A 21,806-nucleotide genomic window follows, 5' to 3' on the forward strand; every position below is an offset into this window, starting at 1 on the left:
TATTATGGAAGCCATCGCAAAAGTTAAAGATCAAAAAGGTTCTGCAACTAAAGTGCGTCTTGTTGCCGACCTGATTCGAAATAAAAAAATCGAAGAAGCAAAAAGTATTCTTCATTTTTCCAAAAAGCATTCCGCTAAAACAGTCTTAAAAGTTTTGAATGCTGCAATTGCTAACATGCAAGTTAAGGAATCCAAATTGCAGCTAAATGATTTGTATATAAATAAAATTTTCATAGATGAAGGACGCACTATGAAACGCACTCGTCCCAGAGCTCGGGGGATGGCTGATTTGATCAGAAAAAGAACTCATCATATAATGATATCGGTTTCTGATCTAAATCTGAATAAAGAGGAAGGAGCCAAAAATGGGTCATAAAACACATCCAACCGGTTTTAGGATTGGTTTTAACAAAAATTGGGATTCTGTTTGGTTTGCCGATTCCCGAAAAGAGTATATAGATAAATTTTTTGAAGATATGGAAATTACGAAATATATTATGAGACGATTTTTCGGCGCTATGGTTTCCAAAGTTGAGATTAAACGAAAAACGGATAAATTGAAAATTATCATCCGCACCGCAAGACCGGGAATAGTCATTGGGAGAAAAGGTTCGGAAATTGAAAAATTGAAACAAGAAATACTCACTCTTCTTAAAATGAATTCTCAAGACGATTATAATAAATTGATAATTGATGTTCGTGAGATAAAAAGACCACAAATTGACGCTGAATTGATTGGTCAGGATATTGCTCGTCAACTCGAAGGTAGAATATCATATAGAAGAGCAATGAAAAGATCTATGTTTCGCGCCATAGAATCTGGTGCTGAAGGTATCAAAATTAAAATTAGTGGCAGATTGAATGGTGCAGAGATCGCTCGCACTGAAGAATATCATCAGGGACAAAACCCACTCCAAACCCTTAGAGCAAATATTGATTATGCATTAGTTGAAGCCAAAACAAAATACGGAATCATCGGAATTAAAATTTGGGTCTGCAACGGTGAATTAATGCAAATTCAAAGATAAACTTAGATAACTTATGTTTATCTGGATCGAATTACGATAGTAGAATAAAGGTGAAATTATGTTAATGCCAACAAAAGTCAAACATAGAAAGCAGCAACGCGGAAGAAGACGTGGAAAAGCTTACCGAGGAAATAAGTTAACTTTCGGTGAATATGGAATAATTTCTACAGAGACTGGATGGATAAAGTCTCGACAAATAGAAGCAACCCGTATTTCTCTTGCTCATCAACTGAAAGATAGCGGAAAAGTATGGATAAAAATTTTTCCGGACAAACCTTGTACTGTCAAACCTGCAGAAACCAGAATGGGTAAAGGCAAGGGTGCCCCAGAATATTGGGTAGCAGTTGTAAAACCCGGTAGAGTCTTGTTTGAGCTGGGAGGCTTGGACGAAGAAGTGGCAAAAAAAGCCCTTCGTATTGCAAGTCATAAACTTCCTGTAGCAACAAAATTTATTACAAGGTATATGATTTGAGGTTACCATGAAAACAGATGAAATTAGAGAAATGAATATGAATGAATTAGTTTTGGAAGAAGATGATTTGAGAGAGCAATATTTTAATCTTCGCTTTCAAAAACTGATGAACCGTCTTGAAAATACATCTCAATTGAGTAAAATCAAAAAGAATATTGCTCGAGTTAAAACAATTATTAGAGAAAAAGAGCTTCAAATCAAAACTATTGGCGATCAGCCGAACAGTTAATTCTACGGCAAAATTTAATTAGGATAAATATGAATAAAATAGAAGCAAGAACAAAAAAAAAATCAACCAGAATAGGTGTTGTTACAAGTGATAAAATGGATAAGACCATTGTTGTTGAAGTTGAAAGAAAATTTAAGCACCCTTTGTACGGCAAATACATTCGCAAACACAAAAAATACAAAGTCCATGATGAAGAAAATGAATCACACTTCGGAGACACTGTCATTATTGAAGAATGCAGACCTATTAGTAAAACGAAACAGTGGAAATTGACAGAAATTACAAACAGAATGATTGTCGAGTAGGGAGTTGAAATGATACAGCAAGAAACGAGATTGAAGGTAGCAGACAATTCTGGCGCAAAGATTGTCCAGTGTATTAAGGTCCTCGGTGGCTCGAAAAGAAGATATGCTTATGTCGGTGACATAATCAAAATATCAGTTAAATCTGCTACTCCTAATTCAGAAATTCGTGCAGGAACTGTCCATGAGGGTGTTATCGTCAGAACAAGAAAAGCAATTAGACGCGAGGATGGAACTTATGTCCGCTTTGGAGATAATGCGATTGTGTTAATTAATGAGGTTTTAGAGCCAATTGGAACACGTATTTTTGGACCGGTAGCCCGTGAATTAAGAGATAATAATTTTATGAAAATTCTCTCACTTGCACCTGAAGTGGTATAGGAGAAAACATGCGAATCAAAAAAGGTGATAAAGTTAAAGTCATCACAGGTGTTTATAACGGTGTGATTGGTGAAGTTTTAAAAGCCATTCCCAGCACGAATAAAATTATCGTTGAAAAAGTTAATTTTGCAAAAAAACACCAAAGACCCACTCAACAAAATCAAGCGGGTGGTATTTTTGAGATTGAAGCACCAATAGATGTATCAAATGTGAGATTTATTTGCCCTAAATGTGGCGAAGTTTCAAAAACAAGAATAAAAATCCTTGAAGACAAAAGCAGAATCAGATATTGTGTGAAATGTGAAGATATGGTTTGATGAGGTATAATGAATAGATTAAAAGAAAAATATCAAAATGTTTTGAAAAAAGAAATTCAACAAAAACTTGAGTTTAAAAATATTATGCAAGTTCCTAAACTCATTAAAGTTTCTGTGAATATGGGAGTTGGTGAAGCTGTGGTGAATCGGAGTGCTGTAGAAAATGCTCGCAAACAGTTAGAATTACTCACCGGCCAACATTCACTGATAACAAAAGCAAGACGGTCTATCTCGAATTTTAAAATCCGAGAAGGTGATCCAATTGGAACGAAAACAACTCTGCGAAGTGAAATAATGTATAACTTTGTTGATAAACTTTTTAGTATAGTTATTCCTCGATTACGTGACTTTGAAGGTATTTCACCTAAGGGTTTTGATGGGTACGGAAATTTCACTTTAGGATTTAAAGATCAGACAGTTTTTCCGGAAATTGAATATGATAAGGTTGATAAAGTTAGAGGTTTAAATATAACTTTTGTTACTACTGCAAATAATGACGAAGAAGGCTATGTGCTTTTAAAATCACTCGGAATGCCTTTTAAAAAGAAATAGTAAGGATAATTTATGGCAAAAAAATCTTGGGTAGTTAAAAATAAAAAGGAACAAAAATTTAAGGTCCGTGAATATAGCAGATGCCGAATATGTGGCAGAACGAGAGCATATATGCGAGATTTTGGGATTTGTAGATTATGTTTTAGAAAGCTTGCTCGTCAGGGAAAAATTCCTGGTGTAAAGAAAGCAAGCTGGTAGATGGAGGAATAATGCCTATTACTGATCCGATAGCAAATTTGCTTTGTATGGTTAAAAATGGTGTAACCAGAAAAAAGAAAGACATCATTATTGATTCGTCTAATGTTCGAAAAGAAATCATGCGGATATTAAAAGATGAAAAATATATTGAGAATTTTGAAATATTAGAACCAACGGTTGATAAAAAAAGAAAATTTGAACAAATTAAAATTTATTTTCGATATTTGGAAAATGGTGAATCCTTTATTCGAGATGTGAAAAGAGTCAGTAAACCCGGAAAAAGAATTTATGTTAATTCAACCAATATTCCGATTGTCTTGAATCATATCGGCATTGCCATAATTTCTACTAATAAAGGAATTTTAACAGATGCTCATGCCCGTCAACAACATGTCGGCGGGGAATATTTATGCAAAATATGGTAAGTTGAGGTAATAATATGTCCAGAATAGGGAAACAACCAATCAAGATACCTGAACTAGTGAATGTAAAAATTGATAAACAGAATATTGCAGTAAAAGGTCCGAAGGGTAATTTGAGTTTAACAGTTAGTAAGGGAATAACTGCAGAAATAATTGATAAAGAAATTATCGTAACCAGAAAAAATGACGAAAAAGAAAATCGCAGCTTGCATGGATTAAATCGTGTCTTGATCGACAATATGATTGTTGGAGTTTCTGAAGGTTATATGAAGAAATTATTTGTCGTTGGCACCGGCTATAAAGTAGCCATACAAGGCAAATGGTTGATTTTATCTCTCGGATTTTCGCACGATGTGTATGTTGAAATGCCAAAAACCGTTGAAGTACAAACTGAAAAAATAAGTCGAGCAGCTGCCAGCGATATTCCTGAATTGCAAGCAATTATAGATTTGTATTCTTGTGATAAAGAGCTGTTGGGAAATGTAACGGCTTCTATTCGTGCAGTTCGACCTCCCGGAGCTTTTAATAAGTGTAAGGGAATTCGTTATTCTGATGAACGTGTGAAGAAAAAACCTGGTAAAGTCGCTGGTGGTACCGATGCAGGATAATTCTGTTCTCAATCTGATTGGAAGAATGAAAGGAATATTTTATGTTGAATAAAAGAGTAAATAAAAATAAATTATTAAGACAAAGAAGAAAAATTACAATACGGAAAAAGATATCCGGAACGCCGGAAATGCCACGTGTTTCTGTATATAGAAGCATAAAGCATATTTATGCTCAAGTTATTGATGATGTCCATAATACAACTCTCGTTTCTGCGTCCACGTTACAATCCCAATTTGAAGAGTTGAAAAAAGATAAGATGAAACCGGTTGAAAAGGCATTTTTAGTCGGTAAAATTCTTGCTGAAAAATGTAAAAAAATGAATGTTAATGCTGTAAGCTTCGATCGTAATGGATTTAAATATCACGGTAGAGTGAAAGCGTTAGCTGATGGTGCCAGAAAAAGCGGCTTGAAACTATAGGAGAAATGATTAAAATGCGGAAAAAATTTAATAATAAACCCGAAGACGAATACGTTTTTGAACAAGTTGTCTCTACCAGACGTGTAGCAAAAGTTGTAAAAGGTGGGAAAAATTTTCGCTTTACAGCAACTATGGTTGTTGGCAATAAAAAGGGAAAAGTAGGTTTTGGTATGGGAAAAGCAAATCAAATTGTGTCGGCAATAAATAAAGCTAAAGATAGAGCAAAAAAAGATGCTTTCACTTTTCCAATGAGAAACGGTACAATTCCTCATGAAGTTAAGACGAAATTTGGCGGAAGTAAAGTTATGATAAAGCCGGCTGCTCCAGGAACTGGAATTATTGCAGGTGGTCCTGTGCGTGCAATGATGGAAGGTGCAGGGGTAGAAAACGTGCTTACAAAATCTTTCGGGTCAAATACAAAACATAACATTGTTAAAGCAACTGAAAAGGCACTTAAATCTCTGCGTTCACATGAAGAACTTGCTAAATTACGCGGAAAAACTATAGCCGAATTAATGGCATAATTGATAAATTTTGTCCCCAAATTATTGGGGCGGATCTCCCTCCGGCACAAAGTGCAGAAGAAAGGTTTGGTTTTGAAAATGAAGTTGAATGAATTAAGAGTTCCTAAGAATTCAAAAAAAACAAAAAAAAGATTTGGAAAAGGTGACGGATCTGGAATTGGGAAAACTTCCGGGCGTGGAATGAATGGACAAAAATCACGTAGTGGTGGTAGTATTCCTGTCTGGTTTGAAGGTGGGCAAATGCCTATTCATCGAAGAATCCCAAGAAAAGGATTTACAAATATTTTTAAAAAAGAGTTTAGAATTGTATCTTTAAACAAACTTGCTCAGGTGGAAGAAGAAATCATAGACATTGATATAATGGAAAAATTTGGGCTCATTAAGACCTGTAAAACCAAAAAATTACCGGTTAAAATTCTTGGAAATAAAGAAAACCAATTTAATGAGAGAAAAATTATTAAAGCAAATAAATTTACCAAATCTGCAATAGCAATAATTGAAAAGAATGGTGGGAAAGCAGAGGTTCTATAGTGATGAAGTCATTGGTAAATGTTTTTAAAGTACCGGATCTTAAGAAAAAAGTTCTTTTTACTTTAGGCATTTTGATAGTTTATCGTTTGGGAGGACATATCCCCGCTCCAGGTATCAACGCTCAAGCTCTTGGTGAATTTTTTACTTCAAGAGGTAATACGCTTTTTGGCATGCTTGATTTATTCGTAGGCGGAAATCTTAGTAAAGCAACGATTTTCGCACTTGGTATAATGCCGTATATTACCGCTTCGATCGTGATGCAATTACTCGGTGGAATTATTCCTTATTTTGAAAAATTGAAAAAGCAAGGTGCCGAAGGGCAGAAAAAAATTACTCAATACACAAGATACGGCACTGTTGTAATCGGAATTTTCAATGCTTTAGGTATTACTTTTTTTCTGGAAAGTATTACAACTTCTTCAGGTGTACTTATTGTTTCCCATCCGGGTTTGATTTTCAAGCTTGTTACAATATTAACATTCGTAACAGGTACAATTTTTGTAATGTGGTTGGGGGAGCAAATTAATGATAAGGGTATCGGAAACGGTATCTCCTTGATAATTTTTGTTGGAATTATTGCAAGGTATCCTGGCGGATTCATTAATATGGGAAATATGATTATTAATGGAACTATGAGTTTGATACTCGCAATCTTTGTTATTGTTTTGATGATTTTCGTTACGGCTGCGGTGATTCTTGTAACAGAGGCAAATCGGAAAATTCCAGTTCAATATGCAAAACGGGTTATTGGTAGAAAAATTTACGGTGGGCAAAGTACTCACATACCATTAAAAGTGAATTCTGCCGGAGTTATTCCAATTATTTTTGCCCAAGCTGTGCTTATGTTCCCGAAAACAATTACAACATTTTTTCCACAAAGTGATTTTATGAACACTATCTCTGCATGGCTATCACCAGGTGCTTTCCTCTATACTGTTTTGTATATGCTGATGATTATTTTCTTCGCATATTTTTACACAGCTATTGTTTTGAATCCGGTTGAAATTGCCAACAACATGAAAAAATATGGTGGTTTCATTCCCGGAAGAAAACCCGGCAAAAAAACTGCTGATTATATCAATAGCGTTATAACCAGAATTACTTTACCAGGAGCAATATTCTTTGCCATTATTGCGGTTATGCCCACATTTTTGATAAAATATGCAAAAATGCCCTTCTATTTTGGCGGAACAGGATTGATAATTATTGTTGGCGTTGCCCTTGATACTTTGAAACAAATTGAATCTCAATTAGTTATGAGACATTACGATGGATTTATGAAGAAGGGAAAACTTCGAGGTAGAAGGTGAAGAAATTTTCTCGCTTAATTGTAGTTCTGCTTGGTCCTCCAGGTGCTGGAAAAGGCACTCAATCTGAAATGCTTCATAAAGAATTTGGTGTACCACATCTCTCAACAGGAGACATACTTAGGGATTCAATCAAGCAAGGAACTAAAATTGGCAAAGAAGCTCAAAACTATATGCACAAAGGTGAATTAGTTCCTGACGATATTATATTTAACCTTATAGAATCTCGTGTTAATGAAGATGACTGCGCTAATGGAGCGATTTTTGACGGTTTTCCTCGAAATTTATCACAAGCAAAGAATTTTCTGAATTTAGAATATGTAAAAAATGCGGATTTAGTTACTTCTATTCTTGTTAATATTTCTGATGCGGATGCAGTTAAGCGATTATCAAGTAGGCGTTATTGTCCAAAATGCAATAAAATTTTCAGTTTGGCAGTTAAACCACCCAAATTGGAGAATGGAACATATATTTGCGATAATTGTGGAACCGAACTTGAAATTCGCGATGATGACAAAATTGAGACGATAAAAAATAGGCTTAGTGTTTATCATAGTTTTGCCCGACCTATGCTTGATCTGTTTGACGAAAGAGCAATTTTGAGAATAGTGGATGGAAACCAAGAATCTACTGAAGTTTCAAAGTTAATTATAAAGGAATTATCCTAAATGATTTCGATTAAAAACGAACGAGAAATTGAGTTTATGCGCGAGTCAAATCGGATTGTTGGAGAGGTTCTCTTTCAATTAGGGCAAATGATAAAACCTGGAATTTCTACAAAAGATCTCAATGCACGTGCTGGTGAAATTATTTCTGAAAATAAAGCAACAGCAGAATTCAATGGTTTTTCAGTTGATGGGCTTAAGCCATATCCCTATAATATTTGTGCATCTCTGAATAATGAGATCGTACATGGTTATTCTTCTTCAGAAAAAATCCTCAAAGATGGTGACATTATTAGCATTGATGTTGGCACACGCAAAAACGGTTTTTGTGGTGATGGTGCCAGAACCTTTGCCGTAGGAGAAATAAGTGCAGAGAATAAAAAATTGATGGATGTTACTCAATTGGCTTTAGAGCGAGCAATTGAAAAATGTGTTGTTGGAAATAGAATTGGTGATATTTCAGCTATTATTGAACAAACTGCTAAAGAAAATAATCTGTTTGTTGCAGAGAATCTTACGGGACACGGTGTAGGTAGAGAACTTCACGAAGATCCAATAGTTTTTAATTCTGGCAAAAAAAATAAAGGACCACGCCTAAAAAAAGGAATGACTATTGCAATTGAGCCGATGTTTAGTATTGGTACTTCAAAAATTATTGAGCATGAATGGGTCTATTTAACAGCTGACAATTCCAATGCTGCTCATTTTGAAAACACGATATTGATTACCGAAAATAAACCGGAAATATTAACTAAGTTCAGTAACGGTAAAGTTAAGTATAATCAATTGGAGAAGAAATAGTGGGAAAAAGTAGCGTTATTGAGGTTGATGGAATTGTTGAAGAAACTTTGCCTGGAACAAAATTTAAGGTTAAATTAGAAAATGGGCACGTAATTTTAGCACATATCTCAGGCAAAATGAGAATGAATTATATTCGCATTTTAGTCGGTGATAAAGTGAAAATGGAATTATCACCCTATGACCTTACAAAAGGTAGAATTGTTTATCGTTATAAATAGAAAAAAGAGGTATAAATGAAAGTATTATCATCAGTTAAGAAACGTTGTAAAGATTGTAAAATCGTTAAACGTAAAGGTACAATATATGTTATTTGTAAAAATCCGAAACATAAACAGAGACAAGGTTAAATATTCACCGTTGAGTGGATTAACTTTTCATATATAAGGAGGAAGAAATTGGCTAGAATTGCTGGTGTAGATTTACCAAATAATAAAAGAATTGAAATCGCATTGACCTATATTTTTGGTATAGGAAGAACTTTATCAAAAAAAATTTTGGTTATAGCAGGAATTGACGAAAATATCCGTGCAAAAGATCTTTCAAATCAGGAAGTTAAAGAATTAAGAGAAATTATTACAGACAACTATACAATTGAAGGTGATTTGCGAAAAGAAAATAAAATGAATTTGAACCGACTCAAAGAAATTGGTTGCTATAGAGGTTTGAGACATAGAATTGGATTACCGTGTCGTGGACAAAAAACACATGCTAATGCTCGAACTCTAAAAGGTCCCAGACTTGGAAGAATAAAGAAATAATTCAAAAATGCGAATAGCAAACCTCAATAGGAGAATTTGATGGCTATTAAAAAAGCAAAAGTTCGGAAAAAAAAAGTTAAGCTAACTTTTAATGATGGTGTTGCTCATATCAAAGCAACTTTTAATAACACCATTATAACGATAACTGATATGGGTGGAAATGTTCTTGCCTGGTCAAGTGGTGGCAAAATTGGAAATAAGGGTAGTAGAAAAAGTACATCTTATGCTGCTCAACTTTCTTCAACAGAAGTAGCAAGAGAAGTAGTAAATCAAGGATTAAGAAAGGTGCATGTGGAAATTAAAGGTCCTGGTGCCGGAAGAGATTCATCAATTCGAGCCCTTGAATCAAATGGTTTGGAGATTCTTTCAATAAAAGACATTACCCCAATCCCACATAACGGTTGTAGGCCGCCAAAACGAAGAAGAATATAAAGGAATTATAATGGGTAGATATACAGATGCAAAATGTAAATTATGTAGAAGAGAGGGTACTAAACTTTTCTTAAAAGGTTCAAGATGCTATTCTGATAAATGTAGTTTGCAACGAAATAGTTCTCCTCCCGGAGAAAAAAACAAAAAATTCCGAAGCAGACAAAGCGATTATGCAGTTCACTTGCGAGAAAAACAAAAAACAAAAAGAATGTATGGGCTTTTTGAGAAACAATTTAAAAATACATTTGAAAAAGCAGAAAAAATGAAAGGTGTTAGTGGCGAAAACTTGCTGAAACTTTTGGAAATACGTCTTGATAATGTTGTTTACAGAATGGGTTTTGCTCCATCCAGAAATTCTGCGAGACAACTTGTTAATCATGGTCATATTTTAGTTGACGGAAAGAAAGTTGATATCCCCTCTTTCTGGGTTAAACCAGGTCAGGAAATTCAAATTCGAAATCGAAGCAGACAAATACCTATTATACGGGAAGGTATGGACTCCTATAACAAATTGGAACAATTCAACTGGTTGGAAGTCAATCATGAAAATTTTATAGGCTCTGTGAAAAGTTTTCCAGATAAGGAACAGCTTCCACAGGATATCGATACCAGACTTATTGTTGAATTCTATTCAAAATAATCTCAGGAGATTTTATGGCAAATATTGAACCTATTCAGTTACCACAATACAGAAAAAAGGATAAAAAAACTTTTTCGGATACTTATGGAAAATTCGAAATAGGTCCCTTTGAACCTGGCTTTGGTACTACAATTGGAAATTCTCTTAGAAGAACACTCTTATCATCAATACAAGGTGGTGCAGTTAAATTTGTCCATATAGACGGATTACACCATCAATATATCGCCATTCCAGGAGCTAGAGAAGACTATATCGAACTAATTCTAAATTTAAAAAATCTCATTCTCGTAATTGATTCAAATAAGGAACAAGTGTTAGAGTTAAACATTAAAGGTCCCAAAAAAGTTACGGCAAAAGATATTTCAGCTCCGCAAAATGTAACTATAGTTAATAAAGATCACTATCTTCTAGAATTAACTGAAAAAGTTGCATTGAATATTACTCTATGGGTTGGAAATGGAATTGGGTATAAAAGAGAAAACGAGCATATCATTGATGAAGAAAAACCTGTTGGTGTTATTGCAATTGATTCAATATATTCACCCATACGAAAAGTTAATTATCACGTCGGCAAAGAACGTGTTGACAAGAAAATAAATTATGATAAAATCATTTTAGAGATTACTACCGACGGAAGCATTTCACCAGAGGAGTCTCTGAATTTGGCTGCAAAGCTTCTAAAGGATTCGTTTGATTCGATTATGCAGTTTAAGGAAGAACCTAAATATATAAAGCGGGAAAAAGTCGATCCCGAGTTGCGAAATCTACAAAAATTGATGAAAATGGATGTAGCAGAACTCGAATTGAGTGTGAGATGCAGAAACTGTCTTGCCGCTGCAAAAATTGACAATGTCAAAGAACTTGTAGCACTCTCAGAAACAAACACATTACGTTTGCGAAATTTCGGAAAGAAATCATTAGCAGAAGTGAAAAAGGTTCTAAAGCGATATGGTTTGAAACTTGGAATGGATGTAAAGGAAATTGATGAGAAATTAAAAAGAATTGAAGAGATTGAGGAAAATAATGAAACACCGTAAAAATGGAACAACCACTTTTGGAAAACGCAAAGCACACAGAAAATCTATGCTTTATAATATGGCTGCGCAACTTATTATACACAATAGAATTGAGACAACTCATAGAAGAGCTAAAGAAGTACAAAAGATATCTGACAGATTGATTACTGTCGGGAAAAATGATTCAATCCATTCTCGCAGACAAGCTTTTAAAATATTAACCAACCGTGATCTTGTAAAAAAATTATTTGATGATATTGCCCCCAAATATAAAAACAGGAACGGTGGATATACTCGAGTTATAAAGATTGGACATCGTCGTGGTGATGCTGCCCCTATTTCAATTCTTGAATATGTGGAAGAAGCAGAAAAAAACTAAAAAATGTAGAAATATGTTGACATAATTTTTACTTAGATTAAATTGTAGTTACAATATTTTCCCCCCTAAAGCGGTTGAAACACCGCATAAAAGACCTCCTCAGCACTGGTGGCCTCCCCTCTGCCAGTGCTTTTTATTTTAGGTCTTTTTTTTTGCAACTTTATATGGTAAATTAATAAATAATCTCGTTAATGCTTGACAATTAAATTGCTTAATTTAATTTATAGCAAAATTTAAAAAGGAGATAAAGATGCTAAATAAAATAGTTTTTATTCTTTCTCTTGCACTGCTATTAACCAGTTTAGGCTTTTGTGAAGACATAAATAATCCCACTGTTTATGCCCAACAGTCTTCATTCATTACCAATCTTTTTCATTCATTTACAATAAATTTACAAACTCCGTCTAATTACCAAAATAATTTTGAAAGTGAATTTACTAATAGTATTAATCCTCTTAGTGGTGACCCTGATGGCGGAAATAATGTAGATCTTCGACGCGGACACAGAATTCGAAAAAAAATTACAGCAGAAAAAAAGAATTCTTGTACTACTTACAAATAGTGTATATTTAATTATCTAATTGAATTAATCTTTTTTGCCGAGAAGGTCACTCAATATGAGTAGAATTTTTTGTTGATTAGAATAAAAAAAACCATACAAACAGTATTGGGCAATGATTTGATGGATTGGATTAGGGGAACTTATTTTTTTAGTTTTTTTATTATAAATTAATTTTGTGATTGCATATGTTGGTTACTGATTATCTAAAATAAGGGGCATTATGCAAATAACCGAGTATATAAAAGAATCATCTAAACCATTTTTTTCCCTTGAAATCACTCCACCAAAAAGAGGGAAAGGGATAAAAAAATTCCTTACCAAGCTGTTACTGACTTTTTCCGCAAACAAATTGAGGGAGTTAGAGACACTTGTGCGTTTCAGTTGGTTACCTTAGGTGCAGAAGTTGTGGGTTTTGCGAATAAATTACAGATGGATGGAAAATATCAGGATTATTTTCTTTGGAACGGTTATTGTTCTGCTCTTACTGAAGCGTATGCCGGATTGATTCATTTACAAATCAGGAGGGAACTCAAAATTGAAAAATTGGTAAATGGTAAAAAAGAATTGGATTCCCCCAAGAATTATCAAGGTGCACGTTATAGCTTTGGGTATAAGTGCTGCCCAAATCTTTCCGTACAAAGACATGTGTTAAAACTGCTCGGTGCAAATCGAATAAATGTGAGCATGAATTTCGCAGATCAATTAGTTCCAGAATTTTCAACCTGTGCTTTAATTTTCCAACACTCTCAATCGAGATATTTTGATTTGTAATTTACTTGACTTTAAATGTTGGAATTTCGTTCTGTTGGATAATTACGTAACTCAATCCGCCCGCTGGCGGATGGAAAGCAACAAACAAAATATAATATAAAATTGGAGTACAAATGAAAATGAATGATTATAAGGTAAAAGACATTTCCTTAGCAGAGTTTGGCAGGAAAGAAATTGATATTGCCGAAAAAGAGATGCCCGGATTAATGGCAATCCGAAAGAAGTTTTCAAAAAGCAAACCACTTCAAGGAGTCAAAATTACCGGTTCTTTGCATATGACAATTCAAACGGCGGTTCTGATAAAAACCTTAGTTGAATTGGGAGCTGACGTTCGTTGGGCAAGCTGCAATATCTATTCAACTCAAGATCACGCTGCTGCTGCAATTGCAGAAATGGGCATACCTGTTTTTGCATGGAAAGGTGAAACTCAGGACGAATACTGGTGGTGCACGAATAATGCATTGACCTTCCCAGACGGAACAGGTCCAAATTTAATCGTTGATGACGGAGGTGATGCAACTCTCATGCTTCATCGTGGGTATTATGCAGAGGAAAATCCGGAAATATTAAACAAAGAAGTGGAAGGCGATGATGAGAGAGCTTTGCTGGATAAATTGAGGGAAATTTATGAGAAGAATCCAACCAAATGGCATGAAGCCGCTAAGATTTTGAAAGGGATTTCTGAAGAAACCACTACAGGTGTTCATCGCCTCTATCAAAGGAAAAGAGACAATAACCTTTTAGCCCCTGCCATGAATGTTAACGATTCGGTAACAAAATCGAAATTTGACAATCTCTATGGTTGCCGAGAATCTTTGGCAGATGGAATAAAGCGAGCCACTGATGTAATGATTGCCGGAAAGGTTGTAGTTGTGCTTGGTTACGGAGATGTTGGCAAGGGATGCGCCCATTCCATGAAAAGTTATGGAGCTCGTGTTATCGTTACGGAAATAGATCCGATTTGTGCGTTGCAAGCTGCTATGGAAGGTTTTGAGGTTTCTACCATCGAAGACGCTCTTCCTGAAGGAAATATCTATGTTACAACTACCGGAAATCTGCATGTAATTACGGCTGAACACATATCAAAGATGAATGATCAGGCAATTGTATGCAATATTGGTCATTTTGACAATGAAATACAGGTTGCACAATTGAAAAAATATTCCGGTATAAAGGCAGAAAACATCAAACCGCAAGTGGATAAATATACTTTTCCGGATGGTCATTCAATATTTCTTCTCGCTGATGGACGGTTAGTAAATCTCGGTTGTGCTACCGGACACCCATCATTTGTGATGAGTAATTCTTTCACAAATCAAGTTCTCGCCCAAATCGATCTATGGGAAAATGATTATGAAATAGATGTTTATCGTCTTTCAAAATATCTTGATGAAGAAGTTGCCCGATTGCATTTAGAAAAAATTGGAGTGAAATTGACAAAGATGACCCCAGAACAATCTGAATATATTGGCTATCCCGTACAGGGACCTTATAAACCGGATCATTACCGATATTAAAAACAAGAAAAAAACTGAACGGAGAAATATAATGAATATACAAAAACAATTATTTACTTCAGAATCTGTAACTGAAGGTCATCCCGATAAAGTATGTGATCAGATAAGTGATGCAGTATTAGATGATTGCTTAAGGCAGGATTCAGAATCTCGTGTGGCGGTTGAATCAGCCGCAAAAAACGGAACTATTTGGGTTTTCGGTGAGATCACTACAGAAGGTTTCGTCTCTGTGGACGACATTGTAAGAAGAACCTTAAAGAAAATTGGTTATACAAATACGGATTATGGAATTGATTATGGAAATTGTGGGGTTTTATCAAGTCTTGTTCCCCAATCACCGAATATTAGTATTGGTGTTTCAAGGGGTGAAGGACTTCACAAAGAGCAAGGTGCGGGTGACCAGGGTATGATGTTTGGATATGCCTGTCGAGAAACAACAGAATTGATGCCAATGCCGATTATGGTGGCACACCATTTGACTAAACGACTTGCAGAAGTTAGGAAAAACGGAATACTACCATTTTTAGGACCAGATGGAAAATCTCAAGCAACTGTGGAATATGAAAATGGAAAACCCAAACGAATTCATACGGTCGTTGTTTCCACCCAGCATCTCAAAGGTGTGAAGAAAATCAAAGATGAAATAGTGCGACATGTAATTAAACCAATTTGCAAAGAAATGATGGACGATGAAACGATTGTTCATGTAAATCCTACAGGTGAATTTATCATTGGTGGACCGCAAGCAGATGCAGGTCTCACAGGTAGAAAAATAATTGTTGATACTTACGGTGGGATGGGAAGACACGGTGGGGGAGCCTTTTCCGGAAAAGATCCTTCCAAAGTGGATAGAAGTGCTGCCTACGCCGCAAGGTATATTGCCAAAAATATTGTTGCTGCCGGAATTGCCGACAGGTTCGAAATTGAATTATCCTACGCAATTGGTGTGGCTGAACCTTTAAGCATTTGGGTAAATACTTTCGGAACAGAAAAGATTAAGAAAGAAAAAATCATAGAAATTGTGCGTGAACATTTTCCCTTAACTCCGGAAGCAATAATTTCTCATTTGAAATTAAAACGACCAATATATGAAATAACTGCTTCATATGGTCATTTTGGTAGAAATGAAGAAACTTTTACTTGGGAAAAAACAGATAAATTAGATGTTTTGAAAAAATATTTATAAAAGAAAAACGGAAAGGGGAAAAAGGAGAGCCGTAACAGATCTCCTATTTTCTATTTTCCGTGTAAGGTAAACATGACAAAACATATTGCAGAAAATATAGTTGTTGGAAAAGATACAGAATTCGGGAAAAATGTTATCATTGAAGAAAATGTAGAAATTGGAATCGGGTGTATGATCGGGCATAATGTTGTGATTCATGCTGGAAGTAAAATCGGAAATAATGTAAGAATTGATGATAATACAATTATCGGAAAGAACCCGCTATATTCTCCGAGAAGTATCTTCAAAATAAAGAAATATACCCCCACCGAAATTGATGACGATTGTCTAATTGGTGGGAATGTAATCATTTATGTTGGTTGTTCGATAGGGAAAAAAAATCTAATCGCAGATATGGCTACAATTCGAGAGAATGTGAAGATCGGTGATTTGAACATAATCGGCAGGAATGTGGCAATAGAAAATTATGTAAAAATAGGCAATCGGTGTAAGTTTGAAACCAATGTTTACATTACAGCCTACTCGGAGATTGAAGACTATTGTTTTGTTGCTCCCTGCGTAGCAACCAGCAATGATAATTATATGGCTCGCAACAAGGAAAGGTATGAGCATTTTAAGGGCATAACAATTAAAAAGGGCGGTAGGATTGGAGTAAATGCTACGATTTTACCGGGAAAAATTATTAACGAAGATGGAATGGTTGCTGCCGGAGCTATTGTAACAAAGGATGTTCCTAAGGGAAAAATTGTTATTGGTTTTCCTGCAAAAGTTTATAAAGACGTGAGTGAAAAGCAGTTGCTGAAAAATAATATGGATAAAAAGTGAAAAAGAATCTGTCCACTAAGGTCATTGATTTTCACGAATTAATAAGTCCACTTAAAAAAGGGGATTTAACCATTAAAATTTTTCTTAAATTAAGCGATTCTCGTTCCCAAGCCCTCAACAGTATTCTCGTTCCCATCCGCCAGCTGGCTGAGAAGAATAATAATAAAAAAACACAAATTGAAATGATAAAAAGGAGTCTATATGAAAGTTCCAATGCTGGATCTTAATGCTCAATATGAACCAATCAAAAAGGATATTTTTGCCGCATTTGAAGATGTTTTTGAAACGAAACGGTTTATCGGTGGACCAAAAATTGAAGAGTTGGAGAGTAAGATTGCCGAATATTGTCAATGCAAATATGCGATTGGAGTTTCTTCCGGAACTGATGCGTTAATTATCTCTTTGACAGCATTAAATATTGGTGAAGATGATGAAGTCATCACAACCCCGTTTACTTTTTTTGCAACTGCCGGTTCAATACATAGAGTTGGTGCGAAACCGGTTTTTGTGGATATTGATCAGAAAACCTATAACATTAATTCAAATTTAATTGAAGAAAAAATTACCGATAAAACAAAAGCAATTTTGGCTGTTCATCTTTTCGGGCAGATTGCAGAAATGGATAAAATTAATGAAATAGCCAAAAAATATAACCTTGCTGTGATCGAAGACGCTGCTCAGGCAATCGGTTCCGAATACAAAAGTAAAAGAGCCGGTTCTATCGGTAATGTCGGATGCTTTTCTTTTTTCCCAAGCAAAAATCTCGGCTGTCTCGGTGATGGTGGAATTGTTACTACGAATGATAAAACTCTCGCAGAAAAAATAGGGATACTTCGTAATCATGGAAGCAAACCGAAATATCATCACCATATAATCGGTGGCAATTTTCGATTGGATGCATTACAAGCTGCATTTTTGCTCCAGAAATTTCCTTTATTAGAAAATTGGCATAGAAAGCGACAAGAAAATGCAGAATTCTATAATGAAAATTTGAAGAACTTGCTAACCGTCCCTTATGTAGAAGATTACAATCGTATGATTTATAACCAATATACTTTGCGGAGCAAAAAACGTGATGAGTTGGAACTAAAATTAACGGAAGCAAATATCGGGAATGCCATTTATTATCCGATACCATTGCATTTACAGGAATGCTTTGAATTTTTGGGTTATAAAAAGGGTGATTTCCCGGAAGCAGAAAAAGCTGCAAAACAGGTTCTTTCCATTCCGATTTATAGTGAACTTAACGAAAAGCAGAAGAATTATATTGTTGATAATATCAAATCCGTTTTTGAATAAGCGAAAGTAGGAACTTTTATGCAATGCATATTATCCAAATAATAAGAAAGGGGGTAATCCAATGAATAAGAAAGCACCGAGCTTGAATAGAATTAGTTTGGCTGGTAATATTGTCAGAGACCCGGAAGTCCGTCATGTTGGCTCGAAGAAAACTGCTGTTACGAATATCACAATCGCAAATAATCGTTCTTATCTCGACAAAGATAAAAATTGGCAGGAAGAAACTACGTATGTTGAGACTGAAATTTGGGGCAGACAAGCGGAAAAAGTTGAAGAGAAATGTAAAAAAGGCGATCCTGTAATCATTGAGGGTTCTTTGAAAAATAGCAATTGGAAAGACAAAGACGGTAACTCACACTCGAAATTACTTGTCAAAGTTGATAAGGTACATATCTTACAGAATTCATAATTCAATTTAATGTCCTTAATCTGAGAAATCTGTTTGGGACAATGCAAAGAAGCCGAGATTAATAGTCTTGGCTTCTTTTTTCAATATCAAATTATTTTTCATTTTCTTAACCGATCTTTATTATTGAGAAAATCGTAAGCAAATAAAAACTATTCTATTCGTTTAACCCAAAATTTTATCCCTCAAGAACTAAAATTTAAAAAGGTTAGAAATTCAAACTAATCCCCAAACCCCAGCTATAAGCAGTATAATTTTTTTCTCGCTTCACGATTTCTTTGGGTGAATAAGTTTTTCGTTGTTTAAATTCGTAAAGTCCCCTGAGAGTGATATTTTCAAAAACCGAATATTTCAGAATAATGTTATGATCAATAATTTGATCATTTCTGTTTTTATGGAATTCGTCAATTTCGATTGGTAGATTAGATTGATAATATTTGTCCTCAAATTCCCAGGAATAAATAAATCGAGTTCGCAAACCCAACATGTTCAAAGGAAAATTGAGTGAAAGAAAGTAAATATCCGAATTGTACGAAGCATCCATTACTTCCTGTCCTGCTTGAACAAAAATATCTGTAAGTGAAAATTTGTATGAATATTTTGCCTTGATCTTAAAATTTTTCAAAGGAAAAAATTCCACCGAAAACGAATTATTAAAAATATCGGCATTGTAATAAGTAAAATATTGGTTATGATAGCTTTGGGCAAATTCAAATGAATATTCAAATCTGAACAAATTAGGGATACTTAATTTACCTCCCGAAACATATTTATCTTTTGAATATGCCAATTCACGATACTCGTCAGAGGATTCTAATTCACTCTTATATTGATTGATATATATGTTTGGATAATAGTAATATTTCGCAAAACATTTAAAATATTTATTTAAGTATTGGTCAATCTGTAAACTAATAAATTTGAAATCATTAAATCCGTTTTTTTGATATTTATCATATCCGAATGTGATTTTGTCGATCTGGGTGTGTCCACCTACGAGATAATTTTTGTAGTTTAGATTTACTCTGAATGAGTAAATTAAATCATCCACAGACTTCAGTTTATACTGTCCTGAATATGCTGAATATGTATCTGCTAAAAATTGATCTATATCATTCTCGGAAAGATGCAGAATATTGCTTTCATAAGATGTTGTAAACCTGAAATTTAAGGAAGAATTATCGGCAGAGAGATTACCGAAGAGAATAATTAAGAAACAAATGAGACTTAAAATCTTTTTCATTTTTACTCTTTTGAATTTACAACTTTATTGAGATAAACGCTAAAAATAACCTCTCTGTTTACATTAGGGTTTTTTATTTCAATATTATGTAATCCATTTTCAAAAGTAAGGATATTTATATCTCCTGTGGAAGGTATTTGTGCCTTAGTATCTGTTAAAATTGCTTCTGAAGAACGGAAAGCAAGTTCTATGAATTTTTCAACCAATTTTTCATTATCATAAACATCAAATCTGTAACGAAATTTGTCGGAAATATCATCACTATCAATGATAATCCGGCTCACAATCTTCAATTTAAATGGACCGATCAAAGTGAATTTTACAGATTTGGAATTTGCTGAATAATAAGTGTATTTTTGTTCATTGATTGCAAGAATTTTCTCGTCTTCATCCGCCAGCTGGCGGATTGGAAAAGAAATATATTTATATTGATCTGTTAGTGCTTTAAGTGATTCATATTTAATCTTCAACAAAATTTTATAATCAGAATCATTAAAAAATTGTAGCGAATTGCTACTATCACTAAAAAAACACAAATATTTGTTGTAGGAAGTTACATTATCACCGGATAATCCTTTTGATATTTGGGAAATATTAGCAGATTTGTGAATTATTTTTTCGATGGAATTGTTTAGAATCAGTTTATACGTATATGCGATATTTTTATCGGTATCAGTGATTAGCCTTGTGTAAATTTTTGCACTATCACAATTATCTATCTGAAGTTGCGTGGAATTATTTGGGAAAATTAGCTTATACTTAAATATTTTACCCGTATTTTCATTAAAAATTGCATAATCTTGTAGATCTGCGTATTTATGTGTAATTTCTGCATCTAAAGGATGAAAGGTTGATAAACAAATCAGAAAAATCAGTGGCATTAAAAATAGTTTGTTCATAAATTTTCCTCCGTTTTAATTATATCTTTTTCGCTAAATTTTTGCCGTTTATGATCAAACAATATTACCGTTAGAATCAAGATAAACATAATCATTAACGATATGGCTGCCACTGTAATATTATATCTGTCTTCGATGAAAACATTTCCCACACCAGGTTTTGGTAAAGGGACCGGTGCAACAAGCAATTCATTTTCTTTCGCTAATATGGCAATATTTTCAAGATGGATTATTGGGATACCTTTTTGGGCGAAAAGAATCATCGTTCCCTTAGCATGATAATTTTTAACCGGAATATTTTTGTGATATCCTGTCTCAATCAATTCTCCGTTCAATGAGCTCCCCAGACTGGATAATCCTCCCCCCACATTCACATACAATTTTATCTTTTTTGTTTTTTCGGTATTGAAGAACTCCATTTTCTTCTCGACACTTGCCATTAGGCTGTCTTCCTTGATAAGGGGAATATTATTTCGATGAATAGAGTTTTCAAGCAGTTCTCTACCTTGTTTACTCAAACCTCGTCCATTATCTTCTCCACCACCGATGGAAGAGGCAACCGATCTGTATGGAAATATTCCTTCTCGATACAACAAATTTTCCATATCAAGCCAGGTAAATTGGGGGTCAGTAGCTCCGAACATGGAAGCTCCTGGTGAACTAATAATTACCAAGTCCAGTTCAAGAATTTTTGCAGCACTCAAAACAGCAATATTCAAAGCCGGAAATGAGCCGGTGTAACTAACTGCAACAGCATCTCCCTGTTGCAATCCTGTTTTCTTGAAAAATTCAACGATCACAGCAGCAAAATTCGGATTCAGGGATGTAAGTTTAGACTCTAACTTGCCCTCTTCTGTAGTAATTTGTGTATATTTTTCACCGATTAAACCTGTTTTATTCGGGTCGTTGACTTCATCAATAAAGATTCCCTGTTCAATTCGATAATCTTTCAAAATTTTTTCAGCCTTTTCCATTAATACAGCTGCTGCCAATTTTTCTTTATAGTATTTTTGCTTTTGTTTTACCCGGCTGTTATTAGACCATGCAAATAGCATTAACGAAATGATCAATAATGATATCAAACTAAATTTAGATTTTGCACTTGGAATAAACATAT

Annotated in this window: 34 protein-coding genes and 1 pseudogene; 32 read left to right on the forward strand and 3 right to left on the reverse strand. The window is 34.5% G+C overall.

The annotated features are described in order from the left end of the window. The first annotated feature begins 4 nt into the window (after positions 1–4). The 32 genes and pseudogenes from rplV (at position 5) to ssb (ending at position 18,550) form a co-directional block, all read left to right on the forward strand. Positions 5–376 carry a 50S ribosomal protein L22 gene (gene rplV / locus U9P79_03210; protein ID MEA2103633.1) on the forward strand — a complete coding sequence of 124 codons (372 nt, stop codon included), beginning with the start codon at positions 5–7 and terminating at the stop codon, positions 374–376. Next, entirely contained in the window at positions 366–1,028 is a 663-nt protein-coding gene (gene rpsC / locus U9P79_03215) for a 30S ribosomal protein S3 (GenBank protein MEA2103634.1), read from the forward strand. The genes rplV and rpsC overlap by 11 nt, the downstream gene beginning before the upstream one ends. Before the next feature lie 58 nt (positions 1,029–1,086). After that, a complete protein-coding gene (rplP, locus tag U9P79_03220; GenBank protein ID MEA2103635.1) occupies positions 1,087–1,500 on the forward strand; it encodes a 50S ribosomal protein L16 in 414 nt (137 codons plus the stop codon). A 7-nt stretch (positions 1,501–1,507) separates the two neighbouring features. Next, positions 1,508–1,729: a 50S ribosomal protein L29 gene (rpmC, locus tag U9P79_03225; GenBank protein ID MEA2103636.1), complete on the forward strand. Its 222-nt coding sequence runs from the start codon at positions 1,508–1,510 to the stop codon at positions 1,727–1,729. A 29-nt stretch (positions 1,730–1,758) separates the two neighbouring features. Further along, entirely contained in the window at positions 1,759–2,034 is a 276-nt protein-coding gene (rpsQ, locus tag U9P79_03230) for a 30S ribosomal protein S17 (GenBank protein MEA2103637.1), read from the forward strand. Between the two features lie 9 nt (positions 2,035–2,043). Continuing rightward, positions 2,044–2,412, forward strand: a complete 369-nt coding sequence (gene rplN, locus U9P79_03235) for a 50S ribosomal protein L14 (GenBank protein ID MEA2103638.1) — start codon at positions 2,044–2,046, stop codon at positions 2,410–2,412. A gap of 8 nt (positions 2,413–2,420) precedes the next feature. Next, the gene (gene rplX / locus U9P79_03240; protein MEA2103639.1) at positions 2,421–2,729 is read left to right on the forward strand and encodes a 50S ribosomal protein L24; all 309 of its coding nucleotides are present in this window, start codon (positions 2,421–2,423) and stop codon (positions 2,727–2,729) included. Between the two features lie 9 nt (positions 2,730–2,738). After that, entirely contained in the window at positions 2,739–3,281 is a 543-nt protein-coding gene (gene rplE / locus U9P79_03245; protein MEA2103640.1) for a 50S ribosomal protein L5, read from the forward strand. A 12-nt stretch (positions 3,282–3,293) separates the two neighbouring features. Beyond that, on the forward strand, positions 3,294–3,479 hold the full coding sequence (locus U9P79_03250) for a type Z 30S ribosomal protein S14 (GenBank protein MEA2103641.1): 186 nt from the start codon (positions 3,294–3,296) through the stop codon (positions 3,477–3,479). An 11-nt stretch (positions 3,480–3,490) separates the two neighbouring features. Beyond that, positions 3,491–3,904 (forward strand): 30S ribosomal protein S8, encoded by a 414-nt coding sequence (gene rpsH, locus U9P79_03255; GenBank protein ID MEA2103642.1) that lies wholly within the window; start codon positions 3,491–3,493, stop codon positions 3,902–3,904. 14 nt (positions 3,905–3,918) lie between these two features. Continuing rightward, a complete protein-coding gene (gene rplF, locus U9P79_03260) occupies positions 3,919–4,509 on the forward strand; it encodes a 50S ribosomal protein L6 (GenBank protein ID MEA2103643.1) in 591 nt (196 codons plus the stop codon). Positions 4,510–4,550: 41 nt separating this feature from the next. After that, positions 4,551–4,928: a 50S ribosomal protein L18 gene (gene rplR, locus U9P79_03265; GenBank protein MEA2103644.1), complete on the forward strand. Its 378-nt coding sequence runs from the start codon at positions 4,551–4,553 to the stop codon at positions 4,926–4,928. Positions 4,929–4,942: 14 nt separating this feature from the next. Next, positions 4,943–5,452, forward strand: a complete 510-nt coding sequence (rpsE, locus tag U9P79_03270) for a 30S ribosomal protein S5 (GenBank protein ID MEA2103645.1) — start codon at positions 4,943–4,945, stop codon at positions 5,450–5,452. A gap of 78 nt (positions 5,453–5,530) precedes the next feature. Then, positions 5,531–5,983 (forward strand): 50S ribosomal protein L15, encoded by a 453-nt coding sequence (gene rplO, locus U9P79_03275; GenBank protein ID MEA2103646.1) that lies wholly within the window; start codon positions 5,531–5,533, stop codon positions 5,981–5,983. Beyond that, a complete protein-coding gene (gene secY / locus U9P79_03280) occupies positions 5,983–7,293 on the forward strand; it encodes a preprotein translocase subunit SecY (protein MEA2103647.1) in 1,311 nt (436 codons plus the stop codon). Before rplO ends, secY begins: the two co-directional genes overlap by 1 nt. Beyond that, positions 7,290–7,958 carry an adenylate kinase gene (locus U9P79_03285; GenBank protein MEA2103648.1) on the forward strand — a complete coding sequence of 223 codons (669 nt, stop codon included), beginning with the start codon at positions 7,290–7,292 and terminating at the stop codon, positions 7,956–7,958. Before secY ends, U9P79_03285 begins: the two co-directional genes overlap by 4 nt. Continuing rightward, positions 7,959–8,756 carry a type I methionyl aminopeptidase gene (map, locus tag U9P79_03290; protein ID MEA2103649.1) on the forward strand — a complete coding sequence of 266 codons (798 nt, stop codon included), beginning with the start codon at positions 7,959–7,961 and terminating at the stop codon, positions 8,754–8,756. It begins immediately after the preceding gene. Continuing rightward, positions 8,756–8,974 carry a translation initiation factor IF-1 gene (infA, locus tag U9P79_03295; protein MEA2103650.1) on the forward strand — a complete coding sequence of 73 codons (219 nt, stop codon included), beginning with the start codon at positions 8,756–8,758 and terminating at the stop codon, positions 8,972–8,974. Before map ends, infA begins: the two co-directional genes overlap by 1 nt. A gap of 15 nt (positions 8,975–8,989) precedes the next feature. Beyond that, the gene (rpmJ, locus tag U9P79_03300; GenBank protein ID MEA2103651.1) at positions 8,990–9,103 is read left to right on the forward strand and encodes a 50S ribosomal protein L36; all 114 of its coding nucleotides are present in this window, start codon (positions 8,990–8,992) and stop codon (positions 9,101–9,103) included. A gap of 48 nt (positions 9,104–9,151) precedes the next feature. Beyond that, the gene (gene rpsM / locus U9P79_03305; protein MEA2103652.1) at positions 9,152–9,514 is read left to right on the forward strand and encodes a 30S ribosomal protein S13; all 363 of its coding nucleotides are present in this window, start codon (positions 9,152–9,154) and stop codon (positions 9,512–9,514) included. Between the two features lie 39 nt (positions 9,515–9,553). Continuing rightward, entirely contained in the window at positions 9,554–9,946 is a 393-nt protein-coding gene (gene rpsK / locus U9P79_03310; GenBank protein ID MEA2103653.1) for a 30S ribosomal protein S11, read from the forward strand. Positions 9,947–9,956: 10 nt separating this feature from the next. Beyond that, positions 9,957–10,586: a 30S ribosomal protein S4 gene (gene rpsD / locus U9P79_03315; protein MEA2103654.1), complete on the forward strand. Its 630-nt coding sequence runs from the start codon at positions 9,957–9,959 to the stop codon at positions 10,584–10,586. Between the two features lie 14 nt (positions 10,587–10,600). Beyond that, positions 10,601–11,623 (forward strand): DNA-directed RNA polymerase subunit alpha, encoded by a 1,023-nt coding sequence (locus tag U9P79_03320; GenBank protein MEA2103655.1) that lies wholly within the window; start codon positions 10,601–10,603, stop codon positions 11,621–11,623. Next, positions 11,610–11,981, forward strand: coding sequence for a 50S ribosomal protein L17 (gene rplQ / locus U9P79_03325; GenBank protein MEA2103656.1), 372 nt, complete (start codon positions 11,610–11,612; stop codon positions 11,979–11,981). Before U9P79_03320 ends, rplQ begins: the two co-directional genes overlap by 14 nt. Positions 11,982–12,231: 250 nt before the next feature. Beyond that, the gene (locus tag U9P79_03330; GenBank protein MEA2103657.1) at positions 12,232–12,543 is read left to right on the forward strand and encodes a hypothetical protein; all 312 of its coding nucleotides are present in this window, start codon (positions 12,232–12,234) and stop codon (positions 12,541–12,543) included. Positions 12,544–12,846: 303 nt separating this feature from the next. Further along, a pseudogene (locus U9P79_03335) lies at positions 12,847–13,314 on the forward strand (vitamin B12 dependent-methionine synthase activation domain-containing protein). A 113-nt stretch (positions 13,315–13,427) separates the two neighbouring features. Next, on the forward strand, positions 13,428–14,831 hold the full coding sequence (ahcY, locus tag U9P79_03340) for an adenosylhomocysteinase (GenBank protein ID MEA2103658.1): 1,404 nt from the start codon (positions 13,428–13,430) through the stop codon (positions 14,829–14,831). Between the two features lie 31 nt (positions 14,832–14,862). Next, complete coding sequence (gene metK, locus U9P79_03345; GenBank protein ID MEA2103659.1) at positions 14,863–16,017, forward strand: methionine adenosyltransferase; 1,155 nt, start codon at positions 14,863–14,865, stop codon at positions 16,015–16,017. A 72-nt stretch (positions 16,018–16,089) separates the two neighbouring features. Next, a complete protein-coding gene (locus tag U9P79_03350; protein MEA2103660.1) occupies positions 16,090–16,842 on the forward strand; it encodes a DapH/DapD/GlmU-related protein in 753 nt (250 codons plus the stop codon). Continuing rightward, on the forward strand, positions 16,839–17,069 hold the full coding sequence (locus U9P79_03355; GenBank protein ID MEA2103661.1) for a hypothetical protein: 231 nt from the start codon (positions 16,839–16,841) through the stop codon (positions 17,067–17,069). Before U9P79_03350 ends, U9P79_03355 begins: the two co-directional genes overlap by 4 nt. Beyond that, positions 17,044–18,141 (forward strand): DegT/DnrJ/EryC1/StrS family aminotransferase, encoded by a 1,098-nt coding sequence (locus U9P79_03360; protein ID MEA2103662.1) that lies wholly within the window; start codon positions 17,044–17,046, stop codon positions 18,139–18,141. The genes U9P79_03355 and U9P79_03360 overlap by 26 nt, the downstream gene beginning before the upstream one ends. Before the next feature lie 61 nt (positions 18,142–18,202). Continuing rightward, a complete protein-coding gene (gene ssb, locus U9P79_03365) occupies positions 18,203–18,550 on the forward strand; it encodes a single-stranded DNA-binding protein (protein ID MEA2103663.1) in 348 nt (115 codons plus the stop codon). Between the two features lie 205 nt (positions 18,551–18,755). Here ssb and U9P79_03370 read toward each other — a convergent pair whose 3' ends face one another. From U9P79_03370 to pgsW, 3 genes are read right to left on the reverse strand one after another with little or no spacing between them, the layout of a single operon-like run. Further along, positions 18,756–19,790 (reverse strand): hypothetical protein, encoded by a 1,035-nt coding sequence (locus tag U9P79_03370; protein MEA2103664.1) that lies wholly within the window; start codon positions 19,788–19,790, stop codon positions 18,756–18,758. 2 nt (positions 19,791–19,792) lie between these two features. Next, positions 19,793–20,689: a hypothetical protein gene (locus tag U9P79_03375; GenBank protein ID MEA2103665.1), complete on the reverse strand. Its 897-nt coding sequence runs from the start codon at positions 20,687–20,689 to the stop codon at positions 19,793–19,795. After that, positions 20,686–21,804: a poly-gamma-glutamate system protein gene (pgsW, locus tag U9P79_03380; protein MEA2103666.1), complete on the reverse strand. Its 1,119-nt coding sequence runs from the start codon at positions 21,802–21,804 to the stop codon at positions 20,686–20,688. The genes U9P79_03375 and pgsW overlap by 4 nt, the downstream gene beginning before the upstream one ends. Between the last annotated feature and the right edge of the window lie 2 nt (positions 21,805–21,806).

It is taken from the genome of Candidatus Cloacimonadota bacterium, from assembly GCA_034661015.1.
GTDB lineage: Bacteria > Cloacimonadota > Cloacimonadia > JGIOTU-2 > JGIOTU-2 > JAYEKN01.